Annotated in this window: 24 protein-coding genes; 13 read left to right on the top strand and 11 right to left on the bottom strand. The window is 63.6% G+C overall.

Going from position 1 to position 19,611, the window contains the following annotated elements; genetic code table 11:
* Positions 1-53: 53 nt before the first annotated feature.
* Positions 54-401, bottom strand: a complete 348-nt coding sequence (locus tag CBP34_RS11415) for a DUF2958 domain-containing protein (RefSeq protein ID WP_041111062.1) — start codon at positions 399-401, stop codon at positions 54-56.
* Between the two features lie 215 nt (positions 402-616).
* Between CBP34_RS11415 and CBP34_RS11410 the strand changes: the two genes are divergently transcribed.
* Complete coding sequence (locus CBP34_RS11410; RefSeq protein WP_041111064.1) at positions 617-910, top strand: helix-turn-helix domain-containing protein; 294 nt, start codon at positions 617-619, stop codon at positions 908-910.
* A 351-nt stretch (positions 911-1,261) separates the two neighbouring features.
* Here CBP34_RS11410 and CBP34_RS11405 read toward each other — a convergent pair whose 3' ends face one another.
* Together CBP34_RS11405 and merR are read right to left on the bottom strand one after the other, a co-directional pair.
* Positions 1,262-1,576 carry a DUF736 domain-containing protein gene (locus tag CBP34_RS11405; RefSeq protein ID WP_041111066.1) on the bottom strand — a complete coding sequence of 105 codons (315 nt, stop codon included), beginning with the start codon at positions 1,574-1,576 and terminating at the stop codon, positions 1,262-1,264.
* Between the two features lie 857 nt (positions 1,577-2,433).
* Positions 2,434-2,829, bottom strand: coding sequence for an Hg(II)-responsive transcriptional regulator (merR, locus tag CBP34_RS11395; RefSeq protein ID WP_041111068.1), 396 nt, complete (start codon positions 2,827-2,829; stop codon positions 2,434-2,436).
* A gap of 74 nt (positions 2,830-2,903) precedes the next feature.
* Between merR and CBP34_RS11390 the strand changes: the two genes are divergently transcribed.
* From CBP34_RS11390 to CBP34_RS20055, 3 genes are read left to right on the top strand one after another with little or no spacing between them, the layout of a single operon-like run.
* A complete protein-coding gene (locus CBP34_RS11390; RefSeq protein ID WP_041111070.1) occupies positions 2,904-3,251 on the top strand; it encodes a mercuric transporter MerT family protein in 348 nt (115 codons plus the stop codon).
* Between the two features lie 10 nt (positions 3,252-3,261).
* Positions 3,262-3,540 (top strand): mercury resistance system periplasmic binding protein MerP, encoded by a 279-nt coding sequence (merP, locus tag CBP34_RS11385; protein ID WP_041111072.1) that lies wholly within the window; start codon positions 3,262-3,264, stop codon positions 3,538-3,540.
* Positions 3,537-3,764: a GDCCVxC domain-containing (seleno)protein gene (locus CBP34_RS20055; protein ID WP_080773470.1), complete on the top strand. Its 228-nt coding sequence runs from the start codon at positions 3,537-3,539 to the stop codon at positions 3,762-3,764. Before merP ends, CBP34_RS20055 begins: the two co-directional genes overlap by 4 nt.
* Before the next feature lie 209 nt (positions 3,765-3,973).
* On the opposite strand, the gene CBP34_RS11375 is transcribed toward CBP34_RS20055, so the two are convergent.
* The 5 genes from CBP34_RS11375 to CBP34_RS11355 form a co-directional block, all read right to left on the bottom strand.
* Entirely contained in the window at positions 3,974-4,183 is a 210-nt protein-coding gene (locus tag CBP34_RS11375) for a hypothetical protein (RefSeq protein ID WP_094098081.1), read from the bottom strand.
* Between the two features lie 62 nt (positions 4,184-4,245).
* Positions 4,246-6,282, bottom strand: a complete 2,037-nt coding sequence (locus tag CBP34_RS11370; RefSeq protein ID WP_094098080.1) for a ParB/RepB/Spo0J family partition protein — start codon at positions 6,280-6,282, stop codon at positions 4,246-4,248.
* A gap of 79 nt (positions 6,283-6,361) precedes the next feature.
* Positions 6,362-7,192, bottom strand: coding sequence for a DUF932 domain-containing protein (locus tag CBP34_RS11365; protein ID WP_041106944.1), 831 nt, complete (start codon positions 7,190-7,192; stop codon positions 6,362-6,364).
* A 701-nt stretch (positions 7,193-7,893) separates the two neighbouring features.
* Positions 7,894-8,172 (bottom strand): hypothetical protein, encoded by a 279-nt coding sequence (locus CBP34_RS11360; protein ID WP_023094601.1) that lies wholly within the window; start codon positions 8,170-8,172, stop codon positions 7,894-7,896.
* A 65-nt stretch (positions 8,173-8,237) separates the two neighbouring features.
* Positions 8,238-8,588 (bottom strand): DUF2958 domain-containing protein, encoded by a 351-nt coding sequence (locus CBP34_RS11355; protein WP_017677011.1) that lies wholly within the window; start codon positions 8,586-8,588, stop codon positions 8,238-8,240.
* 351 nt (positions 8,589-8,939) lie between these two features.
* On the opposite strand from CBP34_RS11355, the gene CBP34_RS11350 reads away from it, so the two are divergent.
* From CBP34_RS11350 to arsH, 8 genes are read left to right on the top strand one after another with little or no spacing between them, the layout of a single operon-like run.
* The gene (locus CBP34_RS11350; protein ID WP_020203137.1) at positions 8,940-9,287 is read left to right on the top strand and encodes an ArsR/SmtB family transcription factor; all 348 of its coding nucleotides are present in this window, start codon (positions 8,940-8,942) and stop codon (positions 9,285-9,287) included.
* A 12-nt stretch (positions 9,288-9,299) separates the two neighbouring features.
* Positions 9,300-9,746 carry an ArsI/CadI family heavy metal resistance metalloenzyme gene (locus CBP34_RS11345; protein ID WP_041106942.1) on the top strand — a complete coding sequence of 149 codons (447 nt, stop codon included), beginning with the start codon at positions 9,300-9,302 and terminating at the stop codon, positions 9,744-9,746.
* 11 nt (positions 9,747-9,757) lie between these two features.
* Positions 9,758-10,255, top strand: a complete 498-nt coding sequence (locus tag CBP34_RS11340; RefSeq protein WP_023094599.1) for an arsenate reductase ArsC — start codon at positions 9,758-9,760, stop codon at positions 10,253-10,255.
* 41 nt (positions 10,256-10,296) lie between these two features.
* On the top strand, positions 10,297-10,656 hold the full coding sequence (gene arsD / locus CBP34_RS11335; protein WP_041106939.1) for an arsenite efflux transporter metallochaperone ArsD: 360 nt from the start codon (positions 10,297-10,299) through the stop codon (positions 10,654-10,656).
* A 13-nt stretch (positions 10,657-10,669) separates the two neighbouring features.
* Positions 10,670-12,436: an arsenical pump-driving ATPase gene (arsA, locus tag CBP34_RS11330; protein WP_041106937.1), complete on the top strand. Its 1,767-nt coding sequence runs from the start codon at positions 10,670-10,672 to the stop codon at positions 12,434-12,436.
* Complete coding sequence (arsB, locus tag CBP34_RS11325; RefSeq protein ID WP_008643204.1) at positions 12,433-13,545, top strand: ACR3 family arsenite efflux transporter; 1,113 nt, start codon at positions 12,433-12,435, stop codon at positions 13,543-13,545. Before arsA ends, arsB begins: the two co-directional genes overlap by 4 nt.
* Before the next feature lie 14 nt (positions 13,546-13,559).
* On the top strand, positions 13,560-13,982 hold the full coding sequence (gene arsC, locus CBP34_RS11320) for an arsenate reductase (glutaredoxin) (protein ID WP_023083125.1): 423 nt from the start codon (positions 13,560-13,562) through the stop codon (positions 13,980-13,982).
* Positions 13,975-14,697 carry an arsenical resistance protein ArsH gene (gene arsH / locus CBP34_RS11315; protein WP_031668144.1) on the top strand — a complete coding sequence of 241 codons (723 nt, stop codon included), beginning with the start codon at positions 13,975-13,977 and terminating at the stop codon, positions 14,695-14,697. Before arsC ends, arsH begins: the two co-directional genes overlap by 8 nt.
* Positions 14,698-14,738: 41 nt before the next feature.
* Here arsH and radC read toward each other — a convergent pair whose 3' ends face one another.
* The 3 genes from radC to CBP34_RS11300 all read right to left on the bottom strand — a co-directional run bounded on the left by radC (position 14,739) and on the right by CBP34_RS11300 (position 17,852).
* A complete protein-coding gene (gene radC, locus CBP34_RS11310; protein ID WP_008643200.1) occupies positions 14,739-15,248 on the bottom strand; it encodes a RadC family protein in 510 nt (169 codons plus the stop codon).
* Positions 15,249-15,588: 340 nt separating this feature from the next.
* Positions 15,589-16,653 (bottom strand): PDDEXK nuclease domain-containing protein, encoded by a 1,065-nt coding sequence (locus CBP34_RS11305; protein WP_041106932.1) that lies wholly within the window; start codon positions 16,651-16,653, stop codon positions 15,589-15,591.
* Entirely contained in the window at positions 16,650-17,852 is a 1,203-nt protein-coding gene (locus CBP34_RS11300) for a tyrosine-type recombinase/integrase (protein ID WP_039492445.1), read from the bottom strand. Before CBP34_RS11300 ends, CBP34_RS11305 begins: the two co-directional genes overlap by 4 nt.
* 407 nt (positions 17,853-18,259) lie before the next feature.
* Here CBP34_RS11300 and CBP34_RS11295 point away from each other — a divergent pair, with 407 nt between their 5' ends.
* On the top strand, positions 18,260-19,426 hold the full coding sequence (locus CBP34_RS11295) for a hypothetical protein (protein WP_094098079.1): 1,167 nt from the start codon (positions 18,260-18,262) through the stop codon (positions 19,424-19,426).
* Positions 19,427-19,611 lie beyond the last annotated feature (185 nt).

Here is a 19,611-nt window from a genome sequence, read left to right as displayed (position 1 = left end):
ATTGAGACCTGCCCGGTCTGACACCAGACTGAAAAAGTCACAGTAGGTCGTATTCAGTCCGGGATAGCCCAGTCGCGCTCGGCCAGCCGGGTGTATTCCGACAGCGTGCGCGTAGGGCGGAAATAGAGGTCGCGCATCACGGGCTGCTTGCGCGGCCCGACGATGCCAGCCAGCTCGGACAACTTGACGGTGCCTTGCGCTGGCATACCGATCCCCAAGTCGATGAGGCCCCAGGCGGTATCACCGTCGGCGGGATCGAGCGCGGCCAGCAGCCAAGTCACGTGCGCGTCCGGCATGAACAGCCGCACCACGGGCACCGGGTCGATGGCTTCGCCAGCGGTGCGGGCCTGGCCGTGGGCCAGCAGGCGCGCGCGGTCGTCCTCGGTGATGAGTGGATTCATGGCGATCCCCTCCGGCTGCACGAATCCGCCAAAGCGTGAAAGCGCAAAGCCGTATCGGCGGATTTGTGCATAAACACGATTGTGGTTCCGTTACTTCGCGCCTTTGTTGAAACCCATAAATGCGGATTTCTGTAGAAGCGCAAAACAGTGGGATTTCAAAGAATGAGTTAAAGATAACGTGGTTTTAATTGTGCTGCGAATCGACGCTTCTGTCTATGCAGAAGCGATCCGTCCAGCCCGGCCGACCAGCCGGCACCACCACCCATGACGCCGAGTTGGCTCACGCCTTCGGCGCTGCGGTGCGTGCGCTGCGGATGGAGCGTGGCATTGCGCAGGAATCGCTGGCGCACCTGGCCGGCGTCGAGCGTTCCCACATGGGCAAGATCGAGCGCGGCGAGCACATACCCACGCTGGCGATCATCTTCAAGATTGCCAGCGCGCTCGAATGCAGCACGGCGGTGCTGATGAGCGAGGCCGAAAGTCAGCTCGCAGCAGCGGCCCAGCCGTAGGCGCCGGCCCGGTCGATCCGGCACAAGCCGGTTCGGCGGTGTTTCAGGGGCGCCAAGTGCAGCGCGGCGGGGACGGGTCTTGCGCCGATCCCTTGGAGGCAAGCGAAGCGCGCAGCGCCGCAGGCGCGAAGGCGTGAGGGATTGGAGCCGAATGGCCGTGACGGCAAAGGCGGCACGGGGCGCAGCCCGCAAAGCCCGGCGGTGCATCGCGCCGACACGCCATGCCCCGACCGCAGACACCGCTTCCCAGCATGGAGAGGCAGCCCGCTATGGGCCACTACCTGCCGCTGCCACATTCGGGACGAGCAAACAGCACAGCGCCCCGCCGCGATGGGCGGGGCGCTGCGGCGGTCATGCCGCCTGGGGCTTGCTGCGCGACCAGATCAGGTCGTGCGTGCCGTCCTCGCCTTCGATCAGGCGGGCATAGACCGTGGCCGGGAACGAAGGATCGTCGAGGGTCACGGAGATGTAGTCCCGCCCGGCCTCGCTGGTCTTCTTCCACGCCGCGCCGATGTCGTGGCCGGCCGCCTGGAGGCGGAAGTCCGGGGCTTTCTCGTTGTCCCCCTTGTCGTTGGGAGCCAGCTTGACCTTGACGTTGAGCGTCAGGGTGCGAAGCGTGCCGGTGAAGCCGTCTTTGTCTGCGGTGAAGCTGCCGATGTTGGCCATGATGAAACTCCTTTTGGTGGAACAAGGTTCGCGCCCATCGCGTCCTTGTTGTGATCCGGCCGGCGGGGGACGGGCTGGCTGCACCGCTTGCGGTCGCAACGCAGTGGAGAGCCGGGAGGCGAAAAGAATTTGTCCCGCGAGGAATCTGCGCAGCAGAGGGGAAATTGTTTTCGCCGCACGGTGGCAGCCATGAAGCCCGAGGCGCAGCCGTGCCACCACCAGGATTCACAACGAGACAAGGACGCCTTGGGCCGAACCGCTCCGAAAGGAGATGTGGCCGGCTCGGCATCCCCGCATGAAGGCTTCGCCGATTCGCCCGCTGACGCGGGCCACGTCAACCGCTCGACGACTGGCGAGAACGCCCCCGCCGCACCTAGCGGCGCCGGTTTTGAGGCGTGGTGTGGAAGCTCCATAGCGATGCCGGACGGGTTGTCCGTGAACCGCCCTTCGTGACGTGGTGAGCAGGAGCTGCCAGCGTTGAGGACGGCACGCATCTGCACAACCTGCCGCAGCAAGTCTCAGCGTGTTCGCCAGCGCCCCGTCCATTGCGGCGGGGTGCTGGCCGGGCCGATCCGGCGTAGCCGGTTCGGCCGCATCGAGGGGTGCCAAGCTGCGCGCGGCGGGGATAGCCCGCAGGGCTTTCTCCTGGAGGCAAGCGAAGCGCGCAGCGCCGCAGGCGCGAAGGCGTGAGGGATTGAAGCCGAATGGCCGTGACGGCAAAGGCGGCACGGGGCGCAGCCCGCAAAGCCCGGTGGCGCACCGCGCCGACACGCGCAAGTCATTCTGGACGCCCCGCAAAGGGCCGAACGCAGAGTGACAGCAGAGGTAATCGCGTGGAAATCGAATCTCCGCAGGCGTCAGTCTGCTCCCAGTGCGTGGATGATGGGACAGTTGCCCTTCATCGCGCCCGCATCGCACTGGCACAGCAGTGTCGTGAGCGCCTTGCGCATCGCCGCCAGGTCGGCCAGCTTGGTTTCGATTGCCGCCAGCTTGTGCGAGGCCAGTTCGCGCGTTTCGGCACAGGCATGGGCCTCGTCGAGTTGGAGCAGGCCGCCGATCTCTTCCAGCGTGAAGCCCAATGCCTGCGCCCGCTTGATGAAGCGCACGCGCTTGACCGTGGTGGCATCGTAGCGGCGATACCCGTGGGCCGGCTTGTCCGGCTCCGGCATCAGCCCGCGCCGCTGATAGTAGCGGATGGTCTCGACGTTGACGCCGGCCTCGTCTGCCAGGCCCCCTATCGTCAGCTCGCTCATGGCTCAAACCCCTTGACTCCGTAGCATGGTACGGAGTTTAAAGTGGCAAGTGTCGAAGACGTTCGTACACGCCCATGCCCACCTTCAACTTCAAGAACTCGCTCGTCGCCGGAACACTGGCTGCCATCGGCGCCTCGGTGTGCTGTGTGGTGCCGTTGGTGCTGCTGATGATGGGCATCGGTGGTGCCTGGATCGCCAGCCTCACTGCGCTGGAGCCGCTGCGGCCCTGGTTTATTGCGGTAACGTTTCTGTTCGTGGGTCTGGCGTTCAGCCGTCTGTACTTTCAACAACCGGCCTGCGAGCCCGGCGCCGCCTGCGCCCAATCGAGCGTTCTCAAGCGCCAGCGGCTGATCTTCTGGGTCGTCGCGCTGGTGCTTCTCGCCTTGTTGTCGGTGCCTTGGCTGGCACCCTTGTTTCTCTGAAGGAACTCTCATGCACAAATCAGTCGCATCGCTGCTCGTCGCGCTGTCGCCGTTCGCTGCCTTGGCCGCAACGCCGCAGACGACCACGCTCCATGTGCAGAACATGACCTGCGAGCTGTGCCCGGTCACGGTGAAGAAATCGCTGGAGAGAGTGCCTGGCGTCAGCCAGGTCAGGATCGACTTCGCCAAGAAGACGGCGATCGTCACCTTCGACGCAGATCAGGCCCAAGTCTCGACGCTCGTGAAGGCGACCACCGACGCGGGCTACCCTTCGACGCTGCGCAAATGACAACCGGCACGCCCACACTGGAGTCGGTGCTGACCTGCCCGCACTGCGGCCATGCCCGGCACGAGACCATGCCGACCGATGCCTGCCAGTTCTTCTACGAGTGCGAACAGTGCAAGGCGTTGCTACGGCCGAAGGCGGGAGACTGCTGCGTGTTCTGCTCCTACGGATCGGTCAAGTGCCCGCCTGTGCAAATGCTGCGGGGGTGCTCCAGTTGCAGCACATGACGGACGCCAGCCATACGCCAGCAACCTGACTGGCGCGCTGCGTGGGCAGGCCGCTCGCGCATTTCAACGCCGCCGCCTGAGCCACTGCGAAGGCGGCGGCGTTCTGAATCGGTTGTTGGCCTTTGACACCGGGCGCGGCCACTGCCGCGCCCGGATTTGGCTTTCACCGCACCCAGGACGGAATGGCCTGGGCGCGGTGTTGATCGCGGTTATTCCTTCGTCTCGATGATCCACCATACGGCGCGCGCTAAGGCGCGGCCCGTGATGGGGTGAATGTCGGTGATGTCGGCGCGGGCCGTCCAACCCGAGGGCGGACGGTAGCCGCGCACGTCGCCATCGCCGTGCCACTGGCGGGCGCGTACCGTGCCAGGCGCATAGACCGTCGCCATGCGCGGGCGGCTGGTGGTGGTGCGGGTCATGGGAGCTTCTCTTTCCAGCGAAGCGCCCCGGTCGAGGCCGGGGCGCTTTTCTTCGACACGGATCAAGCGGCCAGCACCTCGGTGGGTTCATCCGCCATTGCTTCGGCATCCTCCGGTGCGTCATGCTCCGGGCCTTCCTCCTTCGGTCCTTCGCGCTTGAAGATGGTAGGCATCCACCCCGTGCCGTCGGCCAGCCGCTCGGCTTCGCTGGCAATGTCGGCCTTCTTCAACTTCGCCAGCCGGGTAACGTGTTCCGGCGCGAACTCGCCCACGGCTTGCAGAACCGCCGCTTTCGGAACGTGCTTGAAGTAGCCTTCTGCGGTCGGCTGCCACCATGCGGCCATGTCGAGGCCCACGGCCTGCGCCAATTCCTCACCGGGTTGCTGCACCGTGGCGCGGGGCGTCACCACGTCCACCGTGGAAGCCACGCATACGGCCAGCAGCCGCACCAGTTCGTCTTGCGGCTTCGCCAGCAGCGCGGCGAACAGTTCGGCGCTGTCCTCCGGCAAGGCTTCGCCCGCCACCTGTTGCAGTTCGCGCAGTGCCACGGCGGCGGGCGATTCCGGCCAGTCCGGGGCCATGCCTTCCAGCCGGTCTTGCACTTTCAAGCTCACGCCCAGCGGCAGGTCGTGGCCGTAGTGGCTGCCCTGCAAGATGGTCTGCACCATGCCATGCACCACGGCAGCCAGCGCGGCTTGCGGGTGCCGGGCGACTTCGATTTGCAGCGCGGCGGTGCGGTGGGCGCTCAACCGCTGCGCCAGCCGGTCAGACATGGCGGCGATCTTGGGCTGTTCGTCGTCCTCGCCTTCGTCGTCGTTTCCGGCTTCGCCTTCGCCGCCGAAACCCTGCCGCAAGCGTTCCAGCGTGCGCAGCGCCTTGGCTTCGGCCTCACGCATCAGGCCGCGATGAATCACGGTTTCGCCATTGCGGTCGGTGGTGACGATAGCCCCGGCTGCGGCCTTCACGTTCGGACTGTAGTCCTGCAAGCCATCTTCCAGCGCCTGCAATTGCTCGCCCACGGCTTCGCCTTCCTCTTGCAGCGCGTCGGCCTTGTCCTCGTCCTCGGCGTCCAGCGCGGCATCCACGGCTTCGGCCAGTTCGTGCAGCTTGGCTTGCAGCTTCTCGATGCGTGCGGCTTCGCGCTTGTTCGGTTCGCGGCGCTCCTTCGGTGCGCGTTGGAAAGCGTGCAGGTCGGAATGGGTCATTCCCGGCGTGGCATCCACCCATGCCCAGCCTTCGGCGCGAACATTGGCGGCAATGCCTGCCAGCCGGTCTTGCGCCAGCCGTTCCAGCAACGCGGCATCGGTCAGATACACGCCTGCGTCATCTTCGGCGAACAGGTCACGGCGGATGCCGCCGCCTGCGGCTTCGTAGCTGTCCAGCCCGACGAAGCGCACCAGCGGATGCCGGTAGGCGTCGATTTCCCGTTCGGTCAGGCGTTCGCGCAAGTGCGAGGGGTGGCGCTGCCATTGCGGGGCATCGTAGAACGCGGCTTCCTGCGCAGTGTGGTCGTCAGTGATGGCAAGGGCCATCAACTGGTCAAGGCTCACGGCATCGGCGCGATAGTCGGCCATGAGGCGGGGAGAGACGTTCGCCAGCTTCAAGCGGCGCTGCACCACCAGCGGCGTAACGCTGAAATCCGCTGCAATGTCCTCGATGGGTCGGCCTTCGGCCACCAGTGCGGCGAAGGCTTCAAACTGGTCTGCCGGGTGCATGGCTTCGCGCTGCACGTTCTCGGTGAGGCTGGCCGTGCGGGCCGTGCCATCGGCCACCAGCAGGCAAGGCACCTCCCATTCCTTGCTGATACGGTGCTTCTTCGCCAGCAGCTTGAGGGCTGCGAGGCGACGGCCACCGGCGACCACTTCGTAATGCTCGCCATCGGCGGATGCAATCACGATCAGGTTTTGCAGCAGGCCCACGCGCTGGATGGATGCGGCCAGTTCAGGGATGGACATGCGCGGGGTCTTGCGCACGTTGCGGCCCGTGGGGCGCAGCACCAGCCGCGACAGCGGAACCAGAATCAGGTTCTTGGTCGGGTCGGCGGCTTCCAGCGCGGGGGCTTGGATGGCGCGGGCTTCGGTTTGGGTGATGGCGTTCATGGTGAAAACTCCTTGCGGTTAGGGAATGCAGCAGCGAAGAAAGCGGCAAGGGCTGCTGCCTGCCCCTGCCGCGTGGGGATCAGGCTTTCAACTGGCGCAGGCCATCGGCCAGCATCCAGAGGGCGCGATTCAGGCGCACATCGGAATCAATGCCCTGCACCGGGCGGGTCTGCTGGCGGCGTCCGTTGGCGCTGCGGCCATGCAATCCGCCCTTGGTCAAGTTCTCCTGCGTGCGGTTGAACACGCTCCACAAGTCCGGGCGGCGGTCGTCGAACCGGCGCGGCATCAGGATTTGCGATTCGGTGATGGGCGCGGGCTTGTTGTCGGTGGGGTCGTACTTGAGGGCCAGCGCGGAACGGGCGAACACTTCGGCCTCGCCTTCATCCAGCGTGATCGCGCGCATGGCATCGCGGGATTCCTTCACCCGCTCGAAGCCGCTCAATACCTCGAAAGCGCCTTCGATGACGGAACCGGCAACGTCGCCCTTATGGGGCACGCGCACATCGGCCACGGTGTCGCCGCAGACAAGGCCATTGCTGCAAACGAAGCGGAACATTCCGGCCAGCATCTGATAGCTGCTGGTGCCGTCATGCGAGTTCAGCAGCACGATTTCGTTAGCCTCCGCGCCGTTGATCTGGCTGGCGTGGCGCAGGCGAATCATGTGTTTGGTGTGCTCGCGGCGGCCTTCATCGCGCACGCGGGTCTGCGTCACCATGAACGGTTGAAATCCCTCCTTGCGAAGTTCGGTCAGCACCGTGGCGGTGGGGATGTAGCTGTACCGCTCGGAACGGCTCTCATGCGGGGCATCCGCGAAGATGGACGGGGCCACGCGACGAATCTGGTCATCGGACAGCGGGTAATCGCTGCGCAGCGAAGGGGAACGGGAAGCGAATCGGGATGCGAGTTGCATGGTCTTTCTCCTGACAAGAAAAGGCTGTTGAAGAAAACCGCACACCGGATTCCTAGATTCGGAGCCCAGCCTTTCGGCTGTTCGGTGCGGTCGGCACGAGGAACCCGGTTGGCCCTGTTGCCACCGTCTTTCCTGAGTTCATCGCCCGCGACGGTCAGGAGCGCGCGAACGGGTGCCGTCAAGGAGGCAAGCGCAGGGTTGGTGCGGCCCGCAGCGAAGCGAGGACACGGCCCTGCGCGCCTTGACGGCACACGGGCGCGGGCTACAGTCGCGGTGAAGGTGATGAAGTCAGGGAAGACGGCTGCACATGGCAACGGCCATCCCTCTGTGCCGAACCGCACGCAAGCGAAGCGCGCAGGCCCGAAGCTGGAAGCCGGGCCGGAGACGTCAGCCGAGCGGAGCGAGGGAACGATGGAAGCCCGTCAGGGGCAAAACCCCGCAGGGGGTTCGATGCGCAGCACGACAGCGCGACCGGCCATGTTTCTTGGCCGGGGACGCCCGGATTTCAAGGCTCGATGCACAAGCTCATTCGCCAAGCATCGGGAAGCAGAGCCAGTTGTGCCGGTGATTGCTGCGGTCTGGCCGATCCGGCGTAGCCGGTTCGGCGGTCTTTGAGGGGCGCCAAGCATCGCGCGGCGGGGATGGCCCGCAGGGCTTTCCCCTGGAGGCAAGCGCAGCGCCCCGTCAGGGGCGCGAAGGCATCACGCCAAGTCGTCAGGGCGCAGGCTGGATTCTGCAACCGGCATCCACGGCGAAGTCGAGTTCAGGTAGTAGCGCCTACCACGCGCATACAACCCCGAAGGCTCGGTGGGCTGGTAGAACCCGGTGACGCGGCGCCGAAACTGTGCGCCGTACTCGTTGGTGTAGATCACCGCGTCGCCGATCTTGAAGCGCAAGGGCTGGCCGTTCTCCGGCGCAAACGGCTTGAGCGCATCGTGCTGCGCCGTGATTTCGATGATGTAGTCGTGATGGCTGCTCATGGCATGGATCTCCTGCAAAGGTTGAGAAAGCACAAGGAGCGCCTTGCGGCGCTCCCAGGGCCGAGTCAGACAGCGATCCGCCCGGCCAGACGCGCATCGCGTGCGTAGGCGCTCAACCGCTTCTCGGCGCGGAAAGACAGGTCGCGCTCGATCGGCAGGCCCAGCCCGCCGCGCACCGTCGCCAGTTCGCCCAAGCTGACCCAGCCGATTTCCGGCGCCCCCAGGCCCAGGTCGCAAAGACCAAAGGCGTGGTCGTGGTCGTCGGGATCAATCTCGGTCAGCAGCCAGGTCGCGCCGGCGTCCGGCGTGAACAGCTTGACCACGGGGGCCGGATCGAAGTCCGGGTTCTCCAAGGATTCGCGGCCGTTGGCCAGCAGCACGATGCGCTGCTCGTCAGTGATGAGTGCGTTGTTCATGGTGAACTCCTGAAGGGTTGCCGGGCGGAATTGCCCGACCCTTCCGGGGCACGGCGCAGCGCAAGCAGTCAGGGGTCAACGACGGCCGCCAGGACGCAAGCGCCATCGGCGCGCAGCCCTTGACGGCGAGCACGCCGTGGCACGATGAAGGGAACAGCAAGACCGCCTCCCTTGCACCTCCATATGCGTCGGTTTTAGGCGAGCAGAGCACCCAGGTCGGAGGCGCCAGGGGGCATAGCCGGATGGCCGTGATTCGACACGAAGCGCGGGACACAGCCCGCGAACCCGACGGCGGCACGCCGGGGCGCCACGAGGTTCTGTTTGCTGGTTTCTTGCGCAATGATTCAATAAATGTTGTATTATCGAACCATGAACGAAGATCAAGCTGTTTCCGCCCTCGGTGCCCTGGCCCACACCCAACGCCTGCGCGTGTTCCGCGCCCTGGTCGTCGCAGGCCCCGAGGGGCTGACGCCCAGCGTCTTGGCAGACCAGCTCGACGTGGCCCGCAACTCTCTGTCCTTCCATCTGAAGGAGCTGGCTCACGCTGGCCTCGTCACCATCGAACAGCAAGGGCGCAACCTGATCTATCGCGCCGACTTCGCGCAGATGAACAGTCTGCTTGGCTACATGACCGAGCACTGCTGCCAGGGCGGCGTATGCGAAGTCACTGAATCTCCCTCCACCTGTGCCTCCTGCTGAAAGGAACTCTCCATGAAGCGCTTCCACGTCCACCTGCACGTCGATGACTTGAACCGCAGCATCGGCTTCTATTCCCAACTATTCGCGGCGCAGCCTGCGCGCGTCGAAGGCGACTACGCGAAGTGGATGCTCGAAGACCCGCCGGTCAACTTCGCCATCTCCACGCGCGGCAACAAGCCGGGCATCGACCACCTGGGCATCCAGACTGACGACGCCGAGGAACTGGCCGCCTTGAAACTCCGCGCACAAGCCGCCGACATGGAGTTGCTCGACGAAGGCACGACCACCTGCTGCTACGCACGCAGCGAGAAGCATTGGGTCACCGATCCGCAGGGTATTGCCTGGGAGCACTTCCACACGTTAGGCAGCATCCCGGTCTTCCATGAGGCGGCCTCAGTCACGACACCGATCACCGCACCGGCTTGCTGCACAGCAAGCCCCCGTTCTTCCTGCTGTTGAGAAAGCACACCATGACCACAAAGGCCACATACAACGCACTGTTCATCTGCACGGGCAATTCCGCACGCTCCATCCTCGCCGAAGGCATCCTCAACGAACTGGGCCAAGGGCGCTTTCGGGCGTACTCGGCAGGTAGCCAGCCCAAGGGCGAAGTGCATCCGCTGGCGCTCGCCACGCTGGAGAGGCTGCACATGCCAACGACTGGCTACCGCAGCAAAAGCTGGGATGAGTTCGTAGCGCCGGGGGCGCCGGTGTTCGACTTCATTTTTACCGTCTGCGACAACGCCGCCGGCGAGGCGTGCCCGTTTTGGCCGGGCAAGCCGGTATCGGCTCACTGGGGCGTGCCCGATCCGGCAGCCGTCGAAGGCAGCGAAGAACAACGACTCAAAGCGTTCAAGGATGCCGCGCTGATCTTGCGCCGCCGCATCGAGCTGTTTCTCTCGCTGCCACTGCAACGCCTGGACGCCATGTCGCTGCAACGCGAGTTGCGAAACATCGGCCAAGAGTGAAGAGCGTCACTTCATCAACAACCAATTTGAAAGGACACCCCATGCCAAACATCCAGATTTTCGACCCGGCGCTATGTTGCAGCACCGGCGTATGTGGCGTTGAAGTGGATCAAAACTTGGTGAACTTCGCCGCCGATGTGGATTGGGCCAAGCAAAACGGTGCTCAGGTCGAACGCTTCAACCTGGCACAGCAACCCCTCGCTTTCGCCGAAAACCCGACAGTGAAAGGCTTTTTACAACGCTCGGGCCAAGAGGCGCTGCCCCTGGTTCTGGTCGATGGTGAGGTGGCCTTGGCCGGCCGCTACCCCAGCCGAAGCGAATTGACCCGCTTGGCAGGCATCGAGGCGCCCGAAGCCTCGCCAGCCCAAAACGCCTGCTGCTCTGGCGGCCGCTGCTGCTGAACAAGGAGATCCCATGCACTTCCTGACCCAGCCGCCTCGCTTCCTGTTTTTCACCGGCAAAGGGGGCGTCGGCAAAACCTCCATCGCCTGCGCAACGGCCGTGCAACTGGCGACCCAGGGCAAGCGTGTCCTGCTCGTCAGTACCGACCCGGCTTCCAACGTGGGGCAGGTTTTCGGCGAACGCATCGGAAACCACATCACGACGATTGCCGCCGTGCCGAATCTATGGGCACTGGAAATCGACCCGCAGGCAGCCGCGCAAGCGTACCGTGACCGCATAGTCGGCCCAGTGCGAGGCGTGTTGCCCGATGCGGTAGTGGATGGCATCGAAGAATCCCTGTCGGGTGCCTGCACCACGGAAATCGCCGCCTTCGATGAGTTCACGGCCCTGCTGACCGATGCGGCGCTGACGCAGGATTACGCGCACATCATTTTCGACACAGCCCCTACCGGCCACACCATCCGCCTGCTGCAACTGCCGGGCGCATGGAGTGGCTTTCTGGAAGCAGGCAAAGGCGATGCGTCGTGCTTGGGACCGCTGGCGGGCCTGGAAAAACAGCGCAGTCAGTACAAGGCTGCGGTAGAGGCGTTGGCCGATCCCTTACGCACTCGTCTAGTGCTGGTTGCCCGTGCGCAGCGCCCCACGCTGCGCGAGGCGGCCCGCACCCATGAAGAACTGGCCGCTATCGGCCTGTCGCAGCAACACCTGGTCATCAACGGCGTATTCCCTGCCGGTGAGGCCGAAACCGATACGCTTGCCGCTGCCATCTACGAAAAAGAGCAGGCTACGCTGGCCGCCATTCCGTCTGTCCTCCAGGCGTTGCCTCGGGATCAGATCGCGCTCAAGCCGTTCAACCTCGTGGGCCTCGACGCTCTGCGCCACCTGCTGGTCGATACCGACGCCACGTATGGCGCCGATGCCATCGAGCTGCCCGACCAGATCAATGCACCGGACTTGTCCGCCCTGGTCGATGAAGTCGCTGCCGATGGGCACGGTCTGGTCATGGTGATGGGCAAAGGCGGCGTGGGCAAGACCACGCTGGCCGCCGCCATTGCCGTGGAGCTGGCGGGCCGGGGCCTGCCCGTGCATCTGACCACCTCCGACCCGGCTGCGCATCTGGCCGACACGCTGGAAGGTTCGCTTCCCAATCTGGCTCTCAGCCGCATCGACCCCCAGGAAGCCACGACACGCTATCGCCAGCATGTGATGGACACCAAGGGCGCGCAGCTCGATGCCGAAGGCCGCGCCTTGCTGGAAGAAGACCTGCGCTCGCCCTGCACCGAGGAAATCGCGGTGTTCCAGGCATTCTCCCGTGCCATCCGCGAAGGGGGCAGAAAGTTCGTGGTGATGGACACCGCGCCCACGGGCCACACCTTGCTGCTGCTCGACGCCACCGGCGCATACCACCGCGACATCGCCCGGCAGATGGGTGAGACGGGCGTTCACTTCACGACGCCGATGATGCAGTTGCAAGACCCGAAGCAGACCAAGGTGCTCATTGTCACCCTGGCCGAAACCACGCCCGTGCTGGAAGCGGCCAACCTGCAAGACGACCTGCGCCGCGCGGGCATCGAGCCGTGGGCCTGGATCGTTAACAACAGCGTGGCGGCCGCACATCCGCATTCCCCGCTGCTGCGCCAGCGCGCACGCAACGAGTTGCGGGAAATCGACGCCGTGGCCACACAACATGCCCGACGCCATGCTGTCGTGCCGCTTCTGACCGAAGAGCCGGTGGGAGTGGAGCGTCTGCGGGCTTTGGCAAACAGGAAAACCTCATGAATCACGACAGTCCCCAAAGCGGGCATTCGATGCTGAACACGCCATCGCGCCTGTCCTTCCTGGATCGCTATCTCACCGTCTGGATTTTCGCCGCGATGGCGCTGGGTGTTGCATTGGGCACGTTCTTCGACGGCTTGCCCGATGCGCTCAATGCGCTCTCGATCGGCACGACCAACGTCCCGATCGCCATCGGCCTGATCCTGATGATGTACCCGCCGCTGGCCAAGGTGCGCTACGAGACGCTACACGAGGTCTTCGCCGACCGGCGCGTGCTGCTGCTGTCACTGGTGCAGAACTGGATCATCGGGCCGGTGCTGATGTTCGTGCTGGCGGTGATTTTCCTACGCGACCAGCCGGAATACATGACCGGCCTGATCCTGATTGGACTGGCACGCTGCATCGCTATGGTGCTTGTGTGGAACCAGTTGGCGCGTGGTGATAACCAGTACGTCGCGGGCCTGGTCGCCTTCAATTCGATCTTCCAGATCCTGTTCTTCTCGACCTACGCCTGGTTCTTCCTGTCGGTGCTGCCGCCTGTGTTCGGCCTGCAAGGCAGCGTCATCGACGTGGGCTTTTGGACGATCACCGAGGCGGTACTGATTTACCTGGGCATCCCGTTCCTGGCCGGCTACCTGACCCGGCGCTCGCTGATTCGACGCAAGGGCCAGGACTGGTACGAGCGTGCATTCCTGCCGCGGATCAGCCCCATCACGCTGGCGGCGCTACTGTTCACCATCGTGGCCATGTTTAGCCTCAAAGGTGCCGACGTGGTGCGCCTGCCGATGGACGCGCTAAAGATTGCCGTGCCGCTGACACTCTACTTCGTGATCCAGTTCCTCATCAGTTTCTTCATGGGCCGGCTGATCCAGGCCGACTACCCACGCACCACCGCCATCGCCTTCACTGCCGCAGGCAACAACTTCGAGCTGGCCATCGCCGTGGCTATCGCGTCGTTCGGCCTGGCTTCGCCTGTCGCCTTCACCACGGTGATCGGGCCGCTGGTGGAAGTGCCGGTGCTCATCCTATTGGTGCATGTCGCCTTGCGGTTGGGCCGCCGGTGGCGGCTCAAGGGCGCCAGCATGTATTCCGCCAACCCCACGAATCCCTGAACCGAGGCAATGGCATGAGCCAGATCACCATCTATCACAACCCCGACTGCGGTACGTCGCGCAACGTGCTGGGCTTGATTCGCAACAGCGGCGAAGAGCCGACCATCATCGAATACTTGAAAACACCGCCCGACCGCGAGACGCTGAAAACGCTGATCGCCGCGATGGGCGTGCCAGTGCGTGCGGTGCTGCGCGAGAAAGGCACACCTTATGCGGAATTGGGCCTGGATGACTCCAAATGGAGCGACGAACATTTAATCGACTTCATGCTCCAGCACCCCATCCTCATCAACCGCCCCATCGTGGTCACGCCGCTGGGCACACTGCTGTGCAGACCTTCGGAAGCGGTGCTGGGCATCCTGCCCCAGCCGCAGCGCGGTGCATTCAGCAAGGAAGACGGCGAAGCCGTCGTGAATGCGGAAGGCCGCCGTGTCTGAATCCAGAATCGACCTACCCAATATCGACACCGCGCTGTTCCAGCAACCCGATGCCCAGCGGTTGATGGCACCCGAGCGTGCCACCCACGCGCCGCGCTTCCTGCTGCTTTACGGCTCGCTGCGCGAACGCTCGTTCAGCCGCCTGGCTGCCGAAGAAGCGGCACGCATCCTGAGCGCGCTCGGCGGTGAGACACGGATGTTCAACCCCTCGGGCCTGCCGTTGGTGGATGACGCGCCTCACGATCACCCAAAGGTCAGGGAACTGCACGAACTGGTGCAATGGGCCGAAAGCATGGTGTGGAGTTCGCCCGAGCGCCACGGTGCCATGACCGGCTTGATGAAGACCCAAATCGACTGGATTCCTCTGTCGGTCGGCGCGGTGCGCCCGACACAGGGCAAGACGTTGGCGGTGATGCAGGTGTCGGGTGGATCGCAGTCCTTCAACGCCGTTAACCAGATGCGCGTGTTGGGCCGCTGGATGCGGATGCTGACCGTCCCAAATCAGTCTTCGGTCGCCAAGGCATACCAGGAGTTCGATGAAGCGGGACGCATGAAACCCTCGGCCTATTACGACCGCATCGTGGATGTGATGGAAGAGCTGATGAAGTTCACGCTGCTCACGCGCGACGTGGCGCCATATCTGGTAGATCGCTACAGCGAACGCAAGGAAAGCGCCGAAGCCCTGAGCCGGCGCGTCAATCAAGCAGCGATCTGAGAGCCGCCATCGCAGCAAAAAGGGGGCCGAAGCCCCCTCGGTCAAATCAGACCGCGTTCGGCGAAGGATATGGTGCTGCCACCCGCCACGATGATGTGATCCAGCGTGCGGACATCCACCAGCGCCAGCGCCTCCCTGAGCCGCTGGGTCAGTACCTTGTCGGCGCCGCTCGGTTCGGGGTTGCCGCTCGGATGGTTGTGCGAAACGATGACCGCTGCCGCATTGAGCCGCAGCGCCTCCTTGACCAGCTCGCGTGGATACACCGATGCACTGTCGATGGTGCCTCGGAAAAGCTCGCTGTATTCGATCAGGCGATGCTGCGTATCCAAGAACAGCACAGCGAAGACTTCATGCTCGAAACCAGCCAACTTGGCGCTCAGGTACTCCTTGACCGCCACCGGCGAACTGAACGACGCACCGCGCTGCATCTTGTACTCGATGGCCTGGCGTGCGGCCTCCAGAATTTGGTCGGCCGTCGCCAGCAGGTAGCGGCCCTGTGCATCGCGCACCATCAGCGAGGCATCGAACGAGGAAAAGGACAGTTGCGACATGATCGTGCTCCGGTTGCTCGGGCGGAATTGCCCGGAACCGTGGCCAGCACGGCGCAGCGCAAGCAGTCAGGGGTCGCAGACGGCCGCCAGGACGCAAGCGTGCATGGCACGCGCCGCCCTTGACGGCGAGAACGCCGTGATACGGTGAAGGGAACAGCAAGACCGCCCACACCCGCCCACTGCACACAGTCGGCTTTTGGGGCAAGCGGAGCACGCAGGCCCGAGAGGGCCGGAGGCGTCAGGGGTCAAAGCCGGATGGCCGCGATTCGGCACGAAGCGCGGGGCGCAGCCCGCGAACCCGACGGCGGCACGCCGGGACGCCCGACTGCTTGGGACAGGACTACTCGTTGTCGGTCTTGCGCTGCTCGATCTGCAACTGCGCCCGCTGCGTTGCCTGTTGCAGCCGCTCCACCAGCACGCCCCTCGGCGGCAAGGCGGTCAGATACTCGGCAACGTGGATACCCGACTTGTCCAGCTCCAGCAATTCGATCTGCTCGCGCTTCTTGCCGGTGCAAAGGATGATCCCGAGCGGCGAGGCTTCCTCCGGCTCCCGTTCGTGCTTGTCGAGCCACCGAAGGTAAAGCTCCATCTGCCCTTTGTAGGCCGCCTTGAAGTCACCTACCTTCAACTCCATCGCCACCAGCCGCCGCAGCTTGCGGTTGTAAAACAGCAGGTCAAGGTGGAAATCATCGTCGTCAATCGGGATGCGCTTCTGTCGGGCCACGAAGCTGAAACCCGCGCCCAGCTCCAGCAGGAAGGATTCCATTTCGCGGATGATCGCCGCCTCCAAGTCGCCTTCCTGCCATGTGTCCCGCAGTCCCAGGAAGTCGAGGATGTATGGGTCGCGCATGACCAGGGCGGGCGACATGCGCTGCGCATCGCGCATCGTCGCCAGTTCCTGCGCGATCGTCTCGCCCGGCTTCTGGGACAGCGCCGTGCGCTCGTACAGCATCGAGTCGATGCGCTCGCGCAGCGTCCGCACGCTCCAGCGTTCGGCGCTCGCCATCTGCGCGTAGTAGTCCCGCTGGAGTGGGTCTTTCAGCGGGATCAGGGCGATGAAGTGCGTCCAGCTCAATTCTCGTATCAGTGATACGAGAATCTGCTCGTCGGGGAAGGTGGCCGCGAACTGCACCATACGGCGCAGATTCTGCTCGGCAAAGCTGCTGCCGTACTCCTTCACCAACTGCGCCGCCAGGGTAGGCAGGACTTCCTTGCCATAAGCGCCCCGGCGCCCGTCCAAGACCTGCGTGTGGATGCGCTGGCCGATGTGCCAGTAGAGCATCGTCAGCTCGCTATTCACCGTCGAGGCGGCGTGCTTACGCGCCGCCTCGATCAGTGCCCGAATGTCGCCCAGCAGCGCCGACGGCGCTACGGGCGATGCCACAGATGACCGGCGCCTGGTCATGCTGTCGCCTCCGCAGGAGGCTGCTTGGCGCCGGTAATCGCCTTGCGCCGGTTTGCCACCAGTTCAGCCGCCTCGCGCACCGGATCGTCCTCGGTGTGGACATAGCGCATGAACATCACGACGGTCTTGTGCGCCGTCAGCGCCATGCCGACCTTGACCGGGATACCTGAATTGGCAATGTCGGTCGCAGAGCGATGGCGGATGCCATGCGTCCCCACGTGCGTCGCGCCCGCCGCCTTGAGCGCGCGGCACCAGCCGCCGTAATATTCGCCTGTGGTCAGGTGCTGCGCCGGATGGCGTGGCGACGGCAGCACATAGGGATTACCTTCCTGTCTCGGTGCCGTCGAAAGCAGCCGGTAGGCTTCCTCGCTCATGGGCTTGGACATGCCTCCGGTCTTGCTGTCGGGCCAGACGACGCGCCGATTCTCCAGATCGACCCATTCCCATTCGAGCGTGACGATTTCGGAGCGGCGGGCGGCGAACTCGAATTGCAGGCGAATCGCCAGAGGGATGACGTAGTTCTCAAGCCCTTCGACCTCGATCTTGTCGAGCTGCCGGAACAGCTTGCCCATGTCGTCGTCGCTGATGAGATGGGTGGACTTGCCGGCAGGGAACATCGGGACATGGCGGCAAGGATTGGTGCCGTCTGGCCGATAGCCCCACACCTCCGCCATGTTGAACATCTTGCGCAGGATGCTGAACGCCTTGTTCGCCTCGGTCTGCTTGTATGAAAGCTTCTCCATCAGCCCGGCAACGTCCGGCCGCTTCACGTCGTGAACCTTCTTGCGGCCCAGCAGCGGGATGATGCAGCGGTCGATGACGCCTTGATAGCCGACTCGGGTGCTGGGCTTGTTGCGCTTCTTGGAGTAGTCCTCCATGAACTTCTTGCATAACTCCTCAACGGTGGGTGCCTGGCGTGCCTCGGCCTTGTCCGCTGCCGGATCGCCGCCCCGGCGCACCTGGGCCAGCCATTCCTGCGCCAGCGAGCGGGCCTGTTCAACGGTCAGCTCGCCGAACAGGCCCAGGGCCGGCTTGCGTCGCTCGCCGGCGTTCGTTCGGTACTGGAGCATGAACACCTTGCGACCGACCGGCGTAATCTTGCACAGGAAGCCGGGAACAAGGGTGTCGCGCAGCTCGATGGCTTGCGCTTGGGGTTGTGCCGCATCTACTGCGGACTTGGTGAGCTTGATCTTAGCCATGATGACTCCTCGGAAAGACCCGATTCCCAGGAGCCTCGTAGGAGCCAGTAGAAGGGAAGCCGGGTCAAGTTTCAGAAAGCACCGGCATATGTTGAACTCGCCTAAGTCATTGATAAACCTGCTGTATATGGCCGTGGCGTAGTCCAGCAAAGTGCGGTACTGGAGTCATCCTGAAATAAAAAAAGTTCTAGGCCCAGGGGCGCTAGAACTTTTTCAGGCTGGTGGGAGTGCCACTTTTTTGAGCAAAAACTGGCTGGAAAAACACAGCACCGCTACTTGAGCTTCGATGGCACCAGCAAAGTCATCATCGACTCGGTGCTGGCACTAACCAGCGTCATCGCAGAGGAAATGGGGCTTGATTTGGCCGACTGATTGCCAAAGCCGTTCTCCATCCAACTCAGATCACCATGAAAAAGAAACAACTCACCGCTGAGCAGTTCCAGCAGCTGCTGATCGCCACAGCCAACTTGCCCTTCATTCGCCAGCAACGCCAACCGACCAGCTACCTATCAGGCGTACTGGAAACCGTACTGAATTTCCAGATGCAAGAGCCGGTGGTGGTTAAGGCCCTGCAGTACTTCGAGCACAACGTGCAGCATGAGCATGACATTCACACGCACGAGCAACTGCAGGATGCCCTGAACGTCTACCCAGACAGCGAGGTCGGCAACAAAGCTGCGGCGCAATTCTTCTGGGGCAACAACCACTGGACGCGCATCGAGTTACTGCGCCGCTTCCTGCCCTTCCTGCCATCTGTTGGCGTGACGGACCAGCCCAGCCTTCATGCCTGGGCGAAGCAGGCTGACTTTGAGAGGGACTTCAAGGGCAAAGTCAAAGGCATGGGCATCGCAGTGTTTCACTGGCTGCTGCTGCGTTGCGGGGTGTCCACGATTAAGCCCGACGTGTGGGTCATCAACTTTGGTCAGCGGGTGCTGGGCAAACGCATCCCGGAAGACCGCCTGGTGACGGCGTTCAATGCCATCGCACCGCTGATTGGCGAAAGCCTCGAAACGCTGGATGTGACGATCTGGTACCACGAGAAAATGAATATGGCGACCGCCGATGTACCGGCATTGCGGCTGGTGTGGTGGCAACTGCTGGCCGATGAAATCAACCGAACACTGAGCACCGCCAATGACTCGTCAGGGGTGCCCTCCGCATGGAGGCTGCAACTGGATGCCAAGGATCGCCTTCGCTATGACAAGACGGGATTGACGCTGACGCCCGAAAGCTTGTGGCTGCGTTGCGGACAGGTGCAAGCCGCAGAGATTCGGCTTGAGCAGTCGGTCTGGTACGAGGGAATGGTGTTGTCACTGACGGTCACTACCGATCAAGCATTCACCCGCGAGTGTTTCGAGCGACTGGTTCCCCAGATGACCGCCAAGGGCTGGAAAGTCAGCAATGCTTCCGTGTTTACTGGCACCACAGAAGTGGGGGACAGCCTGTTGATTCCGCCCACCACATTGGTTTCAGGGCTGCAAACCTGGGCCTCAAAGGTAGCCGTGACGGTGATAGATGCCATCGACGGTTTGCACGACAACTTGCATGATCTCGGTAAGGGCCAGGCAGTATGAAGAGCAATTGCTGAGCTGCCAGGCTTAGTAGTGATGGCCGCTGCCGACAACCACGGTCGTGGACCGGCAAGCAATGACGGTCGAGTTGAGGCCAGCGATTCGCTGAAGTCGAATGTCGGTGAGGAGGCCGTGCGGGCCATTGGCGTGACTGAGTGCCTCACGTGGATCGCGGACACTATTGAGGA

Origin of the sequence: Acidovorax carolinensis (assembly GCF_002157145.1) — a bacterium.
Taxonomy (GTDB): domain Bacteria; phylum Pseudomonadota; class Gammaproteobacteria; order Burkholderiales; family Burkholderiaceae_C; genus Acidovorax; species Acidovorax carolinensis.
The sequence above is the reverse complement of the archived record's forward strand: the minus strand, read 5'-3'. Positions and strand labels throughout refer to the sequence as shown.

Excerpts from the sequence above, each read along its gene's own strand:
- CBP34_RS11415 (WP_041111062.1), bottom strand. The coding sequence starts at position 401 with ATGAATCCACTCATCACCGAGGACGACCGCGCGCGCCTGCTGGCCCAC.
- CBP34_RS11410 (WP_041111064.1), top strand. The coding sequence starts at position 617 with ATGCAGAAGCGATCCGTCCAGCCCGGCCGACCAGCCGGCACCACCACC.
- CBP34_RS11405 (WP_041111066.1), bottom strand. The coding sequence starts at position 1,576 with ATGGCCAACATCGGCAGCTTCACCGCAGACAAAGACGGCTTCACCGGC.
- merR (WP_041111068.1), bottom strand. The coding sequence starts at position 2,829 with ATGAGCGAGCTGACGATAGGGGGCCTGGCAGACGAGGCCGGCGTCAAC.
- CBP34_RS11390 (WP_041111070.1), top strand. The coding sequence starts at position 2,904 with ATGCCCACCTTCAACTTCAAGAACTCGCTCGTCGCCGGAACACTGGCT.
- merP (WP_041111072.1), top strand. The coding sequence starts at position 3,262 with ATGCACAAATCAGTCGCATCGCTGCTCGTCGCGCTGTCGCCGTTCGCT.
- CBP34_RS20055 (WP_080773470.1), top strand. The coding sequence starts at position 3,537 with ATGACAACCGGCACGCCCACACTGGAGTCGGTGCTGACCTGCCCGCAC.
- CBP34_RS11375 (WP_094098081.1), bottom strand. The coding sequence starts at position 4,183 with ATGACCCGCACCACCACCAGCCGCCCGCGCATGGCGACGGTCTATGCG.
- CBP34_RS11370 (WP_094098080.1), bottom strand. The coding sequence starts at position 6,282 with ATGAACGCCATCACCCAAACCGAAGCCCGCGCCATCCAAGCCCCCGCG.
- CBP34_RS11365 (WP_041106944.1), bottom strand. The coding sequence starts at position 7,192 with ATGCAACTCGCATCCCGATTCGCTTCCCGTTCCCCTTCGCTGCGCAGC.
- CBP34_RS11360 (WP_023094601.1), bottom strand. The coding sequence starts at position 8,172 with ATGAGCAGCCATCACGACTACATCATCGAAATCACGGCGCAGCACGAT.
- CBP34_RS11355 (WP_017677011.1), bottom strand. The coding sequence starts at position 8,588 with ATGAACAACGCACTCATCACTGACGAGCAGCGCATCGTGCTGCTGGCC.
- CBP34_RS11350 (WP_020203137.1), top strand. The coding sequence starts at position 8,940 with ATGTTGTATTATCGAACCATGAACGAAGATCAAGCTGTTTCCGCCCTC.
- CBP34_RS11345 (WP_041106942.1), top strand. The coding sequence starts at position 9,300 with ATGAAGCGCTTCCACGTCCACCTGCACGTCGATGACTTGAACCGCAGC.
- CBP34_RS11340 (WP_023094599.1), top strand. The coding sequence starts at position 9,758 with ATGACCACAAAGGCCACATACAACGCACTGTTCATCTGCACGGGCAAT.
- arsD (WP_041106939.1), top strand. The coding sequence starts at position 10,297 with ATGCCAAACATCCAGATTTTCGACCCGGCGCTATGTTGCAGCACCGGC.
- arsA (WP_041106937.1), top strand. The coding sequence starts at position 10,670 with ATGCACTTCCTGACCCAGCCGCCTCGCTTCCTGTTTTTCACCGGCAAA.
- arsB (WP_008643204.1), top strand. The coding sequence starts at position 12,433 with ATGAATCACGACAGTCCCCAAAGCGGGCATTCGATGCTGAACACGCCA.
- arsC (WP_023083125.1), top strand. The coding sequence starts at position 13,560 with ATGAGCCAGATCACCATCTATCACAACCCCGACTGCGGTACGTCGCGC.
- radC (WP_008643200.1), bottom strand. The coding sequence starts at position 15,248 with ATGTCGCAACTGTCCTTTTCCTCGTTCGATGCCTCGCTGATGGTGCGC.
- CBP34_RS11305 (WP_041106932.1), bottom strand. The coding sequence starts at position 16,653 with ATGACCAGGCGCCGGTCATCTGTGGCATCGCCCGTAGCGCCGTCGGCG.
- CBP34_RS11300 (WP_039492445.1), bottom strand. The coding sequence starts at position 17,852 with ATGGCTAAGATCAAGCTCACCAAGTCCGCAGTAGATGCGGCACAACCC.
- CBP34_RS11295 (WP_094098079.1), top strand. The coding sequence starts at position 18,260 with ATGAAAAAGAAACAACTCACCGCTGAGCAGTTCCAGCAGCTGCTGATC.